The 12281-nt window shown below is 67.3% G+C and carries 11 protein-coding genes; 6 read left to right on the top strand and 5 right to left on the bottom strand.

Features of this window, described 5'->3' with window-relative positions; all coding sequences use genetic code 11:
* Positions 1-40: 40 nt before the first annotated feature.
* The gene (locus tag J8847_RS01250) at positions 41-181 is read left to right on the top strand and encodes a hypothetical protein (protein WP_211522853.1); all 141 of its coding nucleotides are present in this window, start codon (positions 41-43) and stop codon (positions 179-181) included.
* Positions 182-206: 25 nt separating this feature from the next.
* On the opposite strand, the gene J8847_RS01255 is transcribed toward J8847_RS01250, so the two are convergent.
* From J8847_RS01255 to J8847_RS01265, 3 genes are all read right to left on the bottom strand, one after another.
* A complete protein-coding gene (locus J8847_RS01255) occupies positions 207-1451 on the bottom strand; it encodes a choice-of-anchor X domain-containing protein (protein ID WP_211522854.1) in 1245 nt (414 codons plus the stop codon).
* Positions 1441-2316, bottom strand: coding sequence for a hypothetical protein (locus tag J8847_RS01260; protein ID WP_373999804.1), 876 nt, complete (start codon positions 2314-2316; stop codon positions 1441-1443). The genes J8847_RS01255 and J8847_RS01260 overlap by 11 nt, the downstream gene beginning before the upstream one ends.
* 187 nt (positions 2317-2503) lie before the next feature.
* Positions 2504-3436 carry a histone deacetylase family protein gene (locus J8847_RS01265; RefSeq protein WP_211522855.1) on the bottom strand — a complete coding sequence of 311 codons (933 nt, stop codon included), beginning with the start codon at positions 3434-3436 and terminating at the stop codon, positions 2504-2506.
* A 176-nt stretch (positions 3437-3612) separates the two neighbouring features.
* Between J8847_RS01265 and J8847_RS01270 the strand changes: the two genes are divergently transcribed.
* The 5 genes from J8847_RS01270 (at position 3613) to J8847_RS01290 (ending at position 9538) form a co-directional block, all read left to right on the top strand.
* Positions 3613-4533: a MoxR family ATPase gene (locus J8847_RS01270; protein ID WP_211522856.1), complete on the top strand. Its 921-nt coding sequence runs from the start codon at positions 3613-3615 to the stop codon at positions 4531-4533.
* Positions 4533-5531 (top strand): DUF58 domain-containing protein, encoded by a 999-nt coding sequence (locus J8847_RS01275; RefSeq protein WP_211522857.1) that lies wholly within the window; start codon positions 4533-4535, stop codon positions 5529-5531. The genes J8847_RS01270 and J8847_RS01275 overlap by 1 nt, the downstream gene beginning before the upstream one ends.
* Positions 5528-7513 carry a DUF3488 and transglutaminase-like domain-containing protein gene (locus J8847_RS01280; protein WP_211522858.1) on the top strand — a complete coding sequence of 662 codons (1986 nt, stop codon included), beginning with the start codon at positions 5528-5530 and terminating at the stop codon, positions 7511-7513. Before J8847_RS01275 ends, J8847_RS01280 begins: the two co-directional genes overlap by 4 nt.
* Complete coding sequence (gene mltB / locus J8847_RS01285; protein ID WP_211522859.1) at positions 7510-8724, top strand: lytic murein transglycosylase B; 1215 nt, start codon at positions 7510-7512, stop codon at positions 8722-8724. Before J8847_RS01280 ends, mltB begins: the two co-directional genes overlap by 4 nt.
* A gap of 472 nt (positions 8725-9196) precedes the next feature.
* Positions 9197-9538: a hypothetical protein gene (locus J8847_RS01290; protein WP_211520617.1), complete on the top strand. Its 342-nt coding sequence runs from the start codon at positions 9197-9199 to the stop codon at positions 9536-9538.
* Between the two features lie 218 nt (positions 9539-9756).
* On the opposite strand, the gene cysM is transcribed toward J8847_RS01290, so the two are convergent.
* A complete protein-coding gene (gene cysM, locus J8847_RS01295) occupies positions 9757-10659 on the bottom strand; it encodes a cysteine synthase CysM (RefSeq protein WP_211522860.1) in 903 nt (300 codons plus the stop codon).
* Positions 10660-10764: 105 nt separating this feature from the next.
* A complete protein-coding gene (locus tag J8847_RS01300) occupies positions 10765-12144 on the bottom strand; it encodes a M20/M25/M40 family metallo-hydrolase (RefSeq protein WP_211522861.1) in 1380 nt (459 codons plus the stop codon).
* Positions 12145-12281 lie beyond the last annotated feature (137 nt).

The raw sequence follows: 12281 nt of genomic DNA on the forward strand, positions 1-12281 counted from the left end.
CACTTTCCTTTGGCCGTTAGAGCCGCTGGAGGAGAGAAAGATGAAAGTGCGACAACTCGACAAGCGCCCGCTCGTGCGCCCACTCATGCGTCCATTCTTGCGCTGGTTCTGGTGCGGGATGCTGTGCGGCGCGATCGGCGTCGCCATGATGATGGAGCAGCTCCCGCTGCTGCCGGGCTGAAGCCAAGGCCCGGCAGCAGCGGCGCTCACCCTGCGGGCTGGGCGCAGGCGCTGGGCGGCGCGGCCTGGCCCGGGTCGAAAGCGGCCAGCCGGGCGCGCGCCTCCTTGCGGTCCTTCGCAAACTCGGTCAGGTAGCGGCTGCGCTCCTCGCTCTGCCATTCGGCATCCGAGAAGCCCTTCGGCGACTGGGTCTTGCTGGCGTAGACCTTGCCCTCCAGGCGCGGCAGCAGCAGCCGGTCCGGGTCGGCGTTCTCGCGCAGCAGGTAACCGTCGACATCGCGCAGCACCAGCGGCAGCTGCGGCGCACCGTCCGTCAGCAGCTTGCCGAACACGCTCAGCTTCACGTCCTGCGCGCCTGCTCCCAGTACGTCGTTGAAGGTCGCCAGCGCGAAGGGCTTGCCGCGCGCGTCGTCGACCCGGCCGGTGACGACGTAGCGGCCCGGCTGGCGCACGTCCAGGCGCAGGTAGAAGTTGAGCGAGCCGTTCTCGGTGGCTTCGCGCACCTGCCCGGTCCAGGAGGCCGGCAGGGTCGGCGTGTAGATGACGTCGAACAGGGCGAAGCCGCTGCGTCCGCCCGCCGTGTAGCGCACCTCGGTGCGGATGGTGCCGTGGAAGCCCGCCAGCCCGGTCTGGGCCGGCGACAGCACGCCCGCGAAGGCGCCGTCGCCCGCCACCGGATCGGCGCCGCCGCCGTCGTCCGCGAAGGGCAGCGCCACCTGGGCCGTGGGACGGCTGGCGCCGTAGGTCATGCCCTGCGCCAGCGCCCGCGTCACCACCAGGGGCACCGTCTGGCCCTGGGCGTCCACCGCGCGCAGCGAAAAGGCGACCGCCTCTCCCGCCGCCAGGTAGACGCGCGACTGCGAGGTCTGGAGCAGCACCTTGTCGCTGCTGCCTCCGCCCGGCGTGCGCATCGGGTTCATCTCGGTCACCGGCTGGTTCGGGTGGGCCTGGTCCGGGTTGCGGGCGATCGGCTGCGACTCGTGCGGATACCTGCTGCCTTCGAGGTAGCTGCAATAGGCCTGGTCGGTCTCCCGCACCTGCTCGACCAGCTGGCGGCGCCGCTCCTCGCGGCCGTCCGGGACAGGCAGGCCGCCCTGCTCCGGCAGCTTGGCGAAGAATTGCGGGCCGCTGGCGGGCGGCGGGGCAGCCGTGGCATGTTCTGCGCCGGCCTCGCCGCCGCGCGCCAGGTAGAGACCCGCGGCGGCGAGGGCCGCGATGCCCAGCCCGATGGACCAGGCAAGGCGGCGCGGCTTGCGTGCTTCAGTAGGCACTGTTGACCACGGCGTTGCGCACGACGCCGACGATGCCTGCCCAATTGCCGTTGGCGTAGTGGTTATAGGCCTCGTTGTCGTCGCGGAAGGCCACCGAGTGGTAGCTCCACTTGACGCTGCCGCCTTCGTTGGCGGCCGTGCCCAGGGTCAGGTCGTTGCACCACCAGTCGCTCGGGTTGCAGTAGGAGCCGCCCGAACTGCCGGACACGCCGCCGGTGCTGTGGTAGGCCACGGCCTCGTCGTCCTGGCCCGGCAGGATGCCGGAATAGGCTGTGCCCTTGGCGCCGGCATACATGTAGAACCAGACGTTGCGCGTGGTGTTGTGGTTGTACATGGCGCGCGCGGTGGTGGTCTTCAGGTCCTGCACCAGCGGCTCGGAAGTGGTCCAGGAGCCGGCGTCCGAGAGTTCGGAACCGCCGCCCGCGCCCGATGCGGCGCGCACCCACTTGATGTTCCAGCCGGTCTGGGTGCCGCCGTCGGAATTGCCGCATACGCCGCTCGAGTTCGGGGCGGCGTTCTTCTTGTAGCGCGCCGAGCCCCCGTAATTGGCCATCGTGTAGCCCATCATCAGGTCGCCGGCGCTGTGGGTGGCGACATAGCACCAGTTGGCGCCGGTGCAGAAGCAGTCGAGGGCGTCGCGGATCTTGCCGCTCTGGGAAGCGATGCTGCTGCGGCCGTCCCAGTTGACGGCCTTCTTGTTGACCCCGGCGGCGGCGGTCGAAGGTCCCCAATAGGTGAAGTCGTTGTAGTTGCCGATCTGGCCGCCTCCCGTCCTTCCGTTGATCCAGAGGGTGTAGTTGGCGGCAGAGGTGATACCGGAAATCAAAAGCAGGCACAGCGCACACAGCATGCGGATTTGTCTCACTGTCTTCTCCTTGATTATGTTGCGCCGGAGTGTCCGGCGGGCCATTTCTTTAGGCCGAGATCGACTGTATTACTGACATATGTACATGTCAAAGGGAACACTCGTGCTATTTTTGAAGTGTGGTTTATTTGGCCTCTTTGGCATTTATTTGCACTAAATCAGTGCGCAAAACTTAGGTTCTGGCCGCTTACTCCAGCTCTGCCAACACCTTCAAATGCGCCACCACGCTGCGCCCCAGCGCCGACAGCTCATATCCGCCCTCGAGACAGCTGACAATGCGTCCCCGCGCATACTGCTTCGCCACCGCCATCACCTGCCGCGTGATCCACGCATAATCCGCCTCGACCAGCCCCATCCCGCCCATGTCGTCGTCGCGGTGGGCGTCGAAGCCGGCCGAGATGAAGATCATCTGCGGCTGGTGCGCATGCAGCGCCGGCAGCCACTGTTCCTGCACCAGCTTGCGCACCGTCTCGCCGTCGGCGCGCGCCGGTACCGGCACGTTCACCTGGCTGGCCGTGATCGGCTCGGGGTCGCTGTAGGGATAGAAGGGATGCTGGAAGAAGCTCACCATCAGCACCCGCGGCTCGTTGCGGAAGGCGTCGGCCGTGCCGTTCCCGTGGTGGACGTCGAAGTCGACGATCGCCACCCGCTCCAGCCCGTGCACCTCCATCGCATGGCGCGCCGCGATGGCGACGTTGTTGAAGAGGCAGAAGCCCATCGGCTCGGTGGGCGTGGCGTGGTGGCCCGGCGGGCGCACCGCGCAGAAGGCGTTGGCGATGCTGCCGGCGATGACGGCGTCGGTGGCCGCCACCGCCGCCCCGGCCGCGCGCAGCGCCGCCTGGTAGCTGTAATGACAGAGCGAGGTATCGCCGTCCAGCGGATAATAGTCGCCCGGCGTGGCCGGCACGTGGTCGCGCACCAGCGCCAGCGCGCCCGGCGTGTGGTTGCGCAGGATATCGGCGGTGTCCGCCAGCGGCGCGCTGCGCTGCTCGATCAGGCCGTCCAGGCGCGCCAGGATCAGCTGGTCGTCGATCGCCTGCAGGCGCGATGGGGACTCCGGATGCCAGCTGCCCATCTCGTGGCGCAGGCAGTCCGGGTGGCTGTAAATTGCTGTGCTCATAGTGCTTGGTCTTTCGCCAGTGCTCATCCATGCACACCCGCGCCGCCGTTCTCGCATAGAATCGATGCGACGGCTTGTTGCTGTCGGAGTACAAGGGTTGCCGATGGCGCTAATCTACCATGCCGGCAGCCTGCTCCGCAGAATGGCCGCCACCGACGAACAACCCATTAGGCCCTATGTTCAAACAACTGCATGCCGCCGCGCGCCAGGTCGGCCAGGTCGTGATCGGCAAGGACGAGCAGGTCCGCCTCGCCCTCACCTGCCTGCTGGCGGGCGGCCACCTGCTGCTCGAAGACCTGCCCGGGGTCGGCAAGACCACGCTTGCGCACGCGCTGGCGATCTCGCTGGGCCTCAAGTTCAACCGCGTCCAGTTCACCAGCGACCTGCTGCCCGCCGACGTGGCCGGGATCTCGGTCTACGAGCGCGAGAAGAACGGCTTCGTGTTCCACCCCGGCCCGATCTTCACCCAGGTGCTGCTGGCCGACGAGATCAACCGCGCCACGCCCAAGACCCAGTCCGGCCTGCTGGAAGCGATGGAGGAGCGCCAGGTCACGGCCGATGGCGTCACCCGCGCCCTGCCCGAGCCCTTCTTCGTGATCGCCACCCAGAACCCGGCCAGCCAGGTCGGCACCTTCCCGCTGCCCGAGTCCCAGCTCGACCGCTTCCTGATGTGCCTCTCGCTGGGCTATCCGGACGCCGCCGCCGAGCGCGCCCTCCTGATGGGCGAGGACCGGCGCGCCATGCTGCGGGTCCTAGAACCGGCGATGGACGCGGCCGAACTGGCCCAGGCCCAGCGCGCGCTGCGCGAGATCCACGCCTCCAGCGCGCTGGTCACCTACGTGCAGGCGCTGGCCCAGGCCTCGCGCCAGAACGGCATGTTCGCCGAAGGCCTGTCGCCGCGCGCCGCCATCGCCCTGCTGCAGGCCGGGCGCGCCTGGGCCGCGCTCGAAGGGCGCGACCACGTGATCCCCGAAGACATCCAGGCCGTGCTGGTGCCGGTCTGCGCGCACCGCCTGCGTCCGCTCAAGGCCGCCCACGGCGCCGCCCTGGCCAGCCGCGACCTGGTGCTGCAGCTGCAGAAATCCGTTCCCGTCTGATGGCGCAGGCGCAGGGCTTCAGGGGCTGGCTGCGGCGCACCACCGGCGCCTGGCTGCCGCGCAAGGGAACGCTCGACACCGGCGAAGTGCTGCTGTCGCAGCGCCGCGTGTTCATCCTGCCGAGCAAGGCGGGACTGGGCTTCGCGGCCCTGATGCTGATCCTCCTGATCGGTTCCGTCAACTACGCCCTGGGCCTGGGCTTCGCACTGACCTTCCTGGCCGTCTCCTGCGCCCTGGTCGACATGGTCGCCACCTACCGCAATCTTGCCCAGCTGCGCCTGCAGCAGGGCCGCGTGGCGCCCGTGTTCGCGGGCCAGGAAGCCCAGTTCGAGCTCCAGATCGCCAACCGCACCCGCCTGGCGCGCTACGCGGTCCGGGCCGATTTCTCGACCATCGCCGAGCCGCGCCACGTGACCGACGTGGCGGCCGGTTCGCAATCCACCGTGGTGCTGGCGATGCCGACGACCGAGCGCGGCTGGCTGGCCGCGCCGCGCGTCAGGCTCTCGACCCGCTTTCCTCTCGGCCTGTTCCATGCCTGGAGCTACTGGCGGCCCGGCCTGCGCGCCCTGGTCTACCCGCGTCCCGAGGACGGCGCACCGGCCCTGCCCCTGGTCGGCAACAGCGGCAGCCAGGTGCGCGCGGCCGGCAGCGACGACTTCGCCGGCGTGCGCAGCTACCAGGCCGGCGACTCGCTGCGCCAGCTGGCCTGGCGCCAGATCGCGCGCCTCGACCCGGCCCTCGGCGGCCAGCTGGTGACCAAGCATTTCGAGGGCGGCGAAGGCAGCGACCTGGTGCTCGACTTCGACGCGCTGCCGGCCCAGCTGGGCGTGGAGGGGCGCCTGGCGCGCATGACGCGCTGGGTGCTGGACGCCGAGCAGCGCGCCCTGCCCTATGCCTTCCGCCTGGGCGCGCTGCGCTACGACGCGGCCCTGGGCGCGGCGCACCAGGCGGCCTGCCTGCGCGCGCTGGCCCTGTACGGCAAGCAGGAGCAGCCATGAAGGCGCGCGCCGCCCTGCCCCGTGACAAAGCCGACACCCTGCTGCTGCTGGGCAGCGCGCTGCTGGTGCTGCTGCCGCACGCGCGCCACCTGCCACCCTGGATCTCGCTGCTGTGCGGCGCCGTCCTGTCCTGGCGCGCGGCGATCACCCTGCGCGGCAAGCGCATGCCATCCAGCCTGGTGCTGCTGCCGATCGCCGTGCTGGCCATGATCGGCGTGCAGACCAGCTACCAGACCCTGCTCGGGCGCGACGCCGGGGTGGCCATGCTGGTGCTGCTGGTCGCCTTCAAGATGCTCGAGATGCATGCGCGGCGCGACCTGTTCGTGGTGATCTTCCTGTGCTTCTTCCTGGTCCTGACCAACTTCTTCTACTCGCAGAGCATCTTCAGCGCGCTGCTGATGGTGCTGTCGGTGCTGGCGCTGCTGACCACCCAGCTGTCCTTCCAGTTCACCGGCGCCGTGCCGGCGCTGCGCGCCCGCCTCCTGATGGCCGCGCGCATGCTGGCGCTGGCCGCGCCCCTGGCCTTGCTGATGTTCGTGGTCTTCCCGCGCATTCACGGCCCGCTGTGGGGCATGCCGGGCCCCGGAGGCGGCGCGAAGTCCGGCCTGTCGGACCAGATGGCGCCGGGGCAGATGTCCTCGCTCGCGCTGTCCGACGAGCCAGTGTTCCGCGTGCGCTTCGATGGCCCGGCGCCCGACCAGGCGCGCCTCTACTGGCGCGGGCCGGTGCTGGATTCATTCGACGGGCTGACCTGGACCCGCGGCGCGGAAAAGCATGCGCCCAGGGACCAGCGCCTGTCGGTGGGCGGCCCGGCCCTTTCCTACGAAGTGACGCTGGAGCCCTCGCCGGCGCGCTGGGTGTTCGCGCTCGAGATGCCGGGCCGCATACCCGCGCTGCCGGGCCGCGTCACGCACGTGTCGCCCCAGTTCGAACTGACCGTCGGCTCCGCCCCGCAGGAACGCGTGCGCTACCGCGCCAGCTCGCACCTCGACTATGCGCTGCAGGGCGGCGAGCGCCTGGCCAACGCCAGCCGCTGGCTGCTGCTCCCCTACGGCTACAACCCGCGCGCGCTGCAGGCCGGCATGGACCTGCGCCGCGAGCCGGAACCGGCGGCCCGGGTCGAGGCGGTGCTGCGCCGCTTCCGCGAGCAGCCCTATTCGTACACGCTGGAGCCGCCCCTGCTCGGCCGCCATACGGTCGACGAATTCCTGTACCAGACCCGGGCCGGATTCTGCGAGCACTATGCGGGCGCCTTCGTGTTCCTGATGCGCGCTGCCGGGGTGCCGGCGCGGGTGGTGACCGGCTACCAGGGCGGCGAGATCAATCCGCTGGACGGCTTCATGACAGTCCGGCAATCGGACGCCCACGCCTGGGCCGAGGTCTGGCTGGCGCCGCGCGGCTGGGTGCGCGTGGACCCGACCGCGGCGGTGGCGCCGGAACGGGTGCGGCGCGGCCTCGGCGCGGCGGTCCAGATGCCCGCACCCTTCGGCATCGAAGCCCTGCGCGGGTTCGACTTGGGTCGCGACGGCGGCAACTGGCTCGGCCAGCTGCGCAATGCGCTGGGCGCGGTCAACAATGGCTGGAACCAGTGGGTGCTCAACTACACGCCGGAACGCCAGCGCGACGTGGTGAACAGCCTGCAGGCGGGCTTCACGGGCTGGCCTTTTATCGCCCTGATAACAAGCAGCTGTATTTTGTTGCTGCTCTATGGAATTTTAATTCGCCGCAGGGCAATTCATCCGATCGATGCTCTATACTCGGTGCTGTGCAAGCGCCTCGGCCAACACGGCCTGGCACGTGCAGCGGACGAAGGGCCGACCGCCTACGCGGCCCGGGTTGCGGCAGCTTCCCACCTGGCAGCGCCCACGCGCGCTGCCGCTGCCGAGTTCTTGCGCCGCTACAGTGCCTGGCGTTATGCGCCCGTCCAAGCCGATCCCCGGCTTGCCGCCACGTTGAAGAGCTTATTGTCGCAAGTCAGATGAAACCGTTCGTTCCCCTGTTCGCCGCACTGGCGCTGGCATTTGCCGCCCAGAGCGATGCGCTAGCTTTTGCCAAAGAATCCACCACGCAATCCCGTGCGCATGCGGCGCACGCGAAAGCCAAATCCAAGACCGCCAAGCCCACCAAAGGCGCCAAGGCCAAGCCGGCCAAGGGCAAGAAAGTGGCCGCCAAGGCCAAGCCCGCCAAGGTCTTGCCGGCCGCCGCGGCCGCCGCCGTGATCGACTACGACGGCGAGCACATGAACTTCCTCGAGTGGGGCTCGGTGCAGACCTTCATCGACGAGATGGTGACCCAGCGCGGCTTCCAGCGCGCCGAACTGGAAGCCCTGTTCGGCAAGGTCCGCTTCGTCGATTCGGCCGTTCAGCTGGTCAAGCCTGCGCCGCCGGGCAAGCCGAAGAACTGGCAAGCCTACAGCGAGCGCTTCATCGAGCCGATCCGCATCAATGCCGGCGTGCGCTTCTGGAACGAGAACGCCGAAGCCCTGGCGCGCGCCGAAGCCGCCTACGGCGTGCCGGCCGAGATCATCGTCGGCATCATCGGCGTGGAAACCATCTATGGCCGCGACACCGGCCGCTTCCGCGTCGTCGACACCCTGGCCACCCTCGCCTTCGCCTATCCGGAGACCCCGAACCAGGAAAGCCGCAAGGCCTTCTTCCGCAGCGAACTGGCCAACACCCTGATGCTGGCGCGCGAGCGCGGCACCGATCCGCTGGATCTGCTGGGCTCCTTCGCGGGCGCGGTGGGGATGCCGCAGTTCATGCCAGGCAACATCCTGAAGTACGGCGTCGATTTCGACAGCGATGGCCGGATCGACTTGCGCGGCTCGCCGGCGGATGCGATCGGCAGCGTGGCCAATTTCCTGGTCCAGCACGGCTGGAACGCCGAGCACCGCGGCCCGGCGGTGTTCGCGGCCGACGTCTCGCCCAACCGTGGCTGGGAAGAGCTGCTTGGCCGCGGCTTGGCCGCGACGCTGCGTCCGGAAGAACTGCAGGCAGCCGGCGTGATGCTGAATACCGCCCTGCCCTCGGGCCGCCTGTACGGCCTGGTCGACCTGCAGAACGGGGCCGAGCCGACCGAGTACTGGGTGGCCAACGATAACTTCTTTGCCATCACCAAATACAATCGCAGTTACTTCTACGCCATGTCGGTGATCGAGCTGGGCCGCGCAGTGCGCCTGTCGCGCTCCAGTTGAATGTTGCTGGGCGGGAAATTTTGTAATCATTTGTAACGGCCTTCCCGCCCAAATTTCTGTTTTCTCCCCGCTAATCTTACCTCCACGACAAGATACCCCCCAGGGGTATCCTGGCTCGACTCCTTCAGTTCTCTGCGGAAACTCCCGCAAATTTTGCCGCATTGCGCCATACCCCCCATTTTGTTGCTTTCTCGTCAGCATAAGTCGTACCGTGCGGCATCAAAATATGTTTGGACTTACACTAGGGATTGACCAAAAAACAATTATTATTTCCGTGAGTTTGTGAGAGAATTGCATTGGAGCTATTGTTGCATTAAGACAACAAAGCCTGAGGCGAAGTTTCTATTCCGCTTGGCTGACAAGTAGCGTGACGGAAATAGTTGTACAATTGGATAGAAAATTACGAAATATGATTTCCGGATTCGAAACGCCGCCAGCGATTCCGTTCAACCCCCATATAGGAATTTGAATCATGACAAACCAAGTCGGCATTGATATGAACAGCGATTCGGAAGGCGATGAACTGCTGCAGTACAACCCGAACCGTCTGCTCGACACCCTCATCGAGAACCTGCGCCTGAAGAACGACGCGGCCCTGTCGCGCGCGCTCGAAGTGGCGCCGCCGGTGATCTCGAAGATCCGCCACCACCGCCTGCCGGTCGGCGCATCGCTCCTGATCCGCATGCATGAAGTCAGCGACCTGTCGATCCGCGACCTGCGCTACCTCATGGGCGACCGCCGTGCGAAGTTCCGCATCAGCGACAAGCAGTTCAAGCCGAAAGAAGGCGCAGCACCGAAGGACCAGCAGGCGTAATTTCGCCATGCCGGGATAACGCCCTCGCCGCATCGGCGGCCAGGGCATGGGCTGGCGCATTGCACGCCGAGCCTTCGCACCACAATGCGTGCCATCTGAATTGCGCGCGGGCCTCGCGTTTTCTGCCCGCTTAGTGGAATCTCCAGCGCAAGCGTTCTCCGGCCACCAGGCGCCGGATTGAAGCGGCCGTCCCCGAACCCGACGGCCGTGCAGATGAATCAGGCGGGGAAGACGCCCGTCGACAGATAGCGGTCGCCGCGGTCGCAGACGACGAACACGATCGTCGCGTTCTCCACGGTCTGCGAAATGCGCAGCGCCACTTCGCAGGCGCCTGCCGCCGAAATCCCACAGAAAATGCCCTCTTCCGCCGCCATGCGGCGCGCCATCTGTTCGCTGGCAGCCTGGCTCACGCTTTCCACCTGGTCGACCCGGACCTTCTCGAAGATCTTCGGCAGGTAGGCTTCCGGCCATTTGCGGATGCCCGGGATCGAGGAACCTTCCTCCGGCTGGGCGCCGACGATGCGCACCGCCTCGTTCTGTTCCTTCAGGTAGCGCGACACGCCCATGATGGTGCCGGTCGTGCCCATCGCGCTCACGAAGTGGGTGATGCGGCCTTCGGTATCGCGCCAGATCTCGGGACCGGTGGTCTCGTAGTGGGCGCGCGGATTGTCGAAGTTGGCGAACTGGTCGAGGATGATGCCCTGGCCGTCCTTCTGCATCTGCTCGGCCATGTCGCGCGCGTATTCCATGCCGCCCGACTTCGGAGTGAGGATGATCTGGGCGCCGTAGGCGGCCATGCTCTGGCGGCGCTCGACCGACAGGTTGTCCGGCATCAGCAGCAGCATCTTGTAGCCCTTGATCGCGGCGGCCATGGCCAGCGCGATGCCGGTGTTGCCGCTGGTGGCTTCGATCAGGGTGTCGCCCGGCTTGATCTGGCCGCGCTCTTCGGCGCGGCGCAGCATCGACATGGCGGCGCGGTCCTTGACCGAGCCGGCTGGATTATTGCCCTCGAGCTTGCCGAGGATGATGTTGTTGCGGGCCTGCGCATCCGCGCCCGGCAGGCGCTGCAGGCGCACCAGCGGCGTGTTGCCGATGGTGTCTTCGATGGTCTTGTATCCCATTACTTTCCCGGTTCGTTGCGAATACTAAACCAGCATTCTAAACCGGGATGCAGGACGACGTATGCGGACGGGGCCGAATGCCCTGTCCGCATAGATCAAACAAGCTCAGCGTTGCGGCGACGGATAGGTGGCGGGGCTGACGTTGCCGTCCTTGTCGACCGCCTGCACGCCGAAGAACACGTTGTCCTTCGACAGGTCGACCGTGGCCTCCGTCACGTTGCCGACCCACTTCGATCCCTGCCAGGTGGCCGCGGTGGTTTCGCGCCAGACGATGCGGTAGCCGGCGACATCCGGCTCGCCGTTCGGCTGCCACACCAGGGTCGAATCGTTGGTCAGCTTGTCGGTGCGCAGCTTGACCTCGCGCGGCGCGGCCGGGGCCAGGGCCAGCGAGGCCAGGGCGGCGGCGTTGACGCGGGCGACCTTGCCCACGTAATCGAAGTCGACGAAGTCGATCAGGTCGCCGTAGACCTTTCCGCTCTCGGTACGCAGGTCCTGGTGCTGGTGGTCGAAGTCCTCGTTCGGCTCGGTGAAGCGCAGCGCGGCATAGCCCTGCTCCAGGAAGGGCATGTGGTCGCCGCCGCGCAGGTAGCGGTCGTGGCGCTGGATCACGGAGACCTTGAAGCCCTTCACGTAGCGCTCGCCCTGCTCCTTGGTATGGCGCGCGAGCTGGCGCGAGATCGAATCGTTCTCGCCGCCGGTGGCCACCAGCTGGCGGACCGCGTCGCTCATTTCCTTGGTGGCCGGGATGCTCTGTGCAAACAGGCGCACCTGCTTGTTGTCGACCTTGCCGTCGTCGGCGCGCGAGCTGCCGATGATGTCGTTGGTGAACATGCCTGCGATGTTCACGTTGTTCTTGCGCGCCTGCTCGGCGAAGTGGCGGGCGCCGATCAGGCCCTGCTCTTCGGCGGCGACGGCCATGAACACCAGGGTGGCGTCGAACTTGTGCTTGGCCATGACGCAGGCCAGCTCCATGGTGGCGGCGGTGCCCGAGGCGTCGTCGTTGGCTCCCGGCGCGTCGGCGGTGTAGTTCATCACGTCGGTGACGCGCGAGTCGTAGTGGCCGCTGACCACGTAGACGCGGTCTTTCGAGGCCGCCTGGGTGCCCGGCAGGGTGGCGACCACGTTGACGATCTCGGTCGGGCGCGAGATGCGCGCGGAGACCGGGGCCACGTGGCTGTCGAAGGCAACCGTCAGCGGCGTGCCGGCGCCGCAGCGCTCAAGCTCCGCCTTGATCCAGCGGCGCGCGGCGCCGATGCCGCGGGTTTCCGATTCGGTCTCCGACATCGTGTGGCGGGTGCCGAAGCTGACCAGCTTGCGGATGTGGGCTTCGATGCGTTTCGGGGAGATATCGGCGACGATCTTCTTGATCTGGGCTTGTTCGCGCTGGGTGTCCGGTTGTGCCGGAGTCGCGGCTGCTGCGGTGGCGGCGCCGGCGGTGGCCAGCAGGGCGGCGAGCAGGCCGGTGGAAATGCGGGCGTGAGGCATGAGTACCTTTCTGGTCTGATGTTGAGGCGTGCTCGGACATCTTCTCATGCGTTGGGGGTGGGTGTCAGTCAATACACGGGGGAAATGTGCATATGGTGAGCGGAGGCGATGCACCTCGCGGCCCGGGCCCCACAAAA

The sequence above is a fragment of the Massilia sp. AB1 genome, from assembly GCF_018119385.1.
In the GTDB taxonomy this organism is placed as follows: domain Bacteria; phylum Pseudomonadota; class Gammaproteobacteria; order Burkholderiales; family Burkholderiaceae_D; genus Telluria.

Bases quoted from the DNA above. Each gene is read 5' to 3' on its own strand.
- J8847_RS01275 (WP_211522857.1), top strand. From the start codon at position 4,533: ATGGCGCAGGCGCAGGGCTTCAGGGGCTGGCTGCGGCGCACCACCGGC.
- J8847_RS01270 (WP_211522856.1), top strand. From the start codon at position 3,613: ATGTTCAAACAACTGCATGCCGCCGCGCGCCAGGTCGGCCAGGTCGTG.
- cysM (WP_211522860.1), bottom strand. From the start codon at position 10,659: ATGGGATACAAGACCATCGAAGACACCATCGGCAACACGCCGCTGGTG.
- J8847_RS01290 (WP_211520617.1), top strand. From the start codon at position 9,197: ATGACAAACCAAGTCGGCATTGATATGAACAGCGATTCGGAAGGCGAT.
- J8847_RS01280 (WP_211522858.1), top strand. From the start codon at position 5,528: ATGAAGGCGCGCGCCGCCCTGCCCCGTGACAAAGCCGACACCCTGCTG.
- J8847_RS01250 (WP_211522853.1), top strand. From the start codon at position 41: ATGAAAGTGCGACAACTCGACAAGCGCCCGCTCGTGCGCCCACTCATG.
- J8847_RS01265 (WP_211522855.1), bottom strand. From the start codon at position 3,436: ATGAGCACAGCAATTTACAGCCACCCGGACTGCCTGCGCCACGAGATG.
- mltB (WP_211522859.1), top strand. From the start codon at position 7,510: ATGAAACCGTTCGTTCCCCTGTTCGCCGCACTGGCGCTGGCATTTGCC.
- J8847_RS01300 (WP_211522861.1), bottom strand. From the start codon at position 12,144: ATGCCTCACGCCCGCATTTCCACCGGCCTGCTCGCCGCCCTGCTGGCC.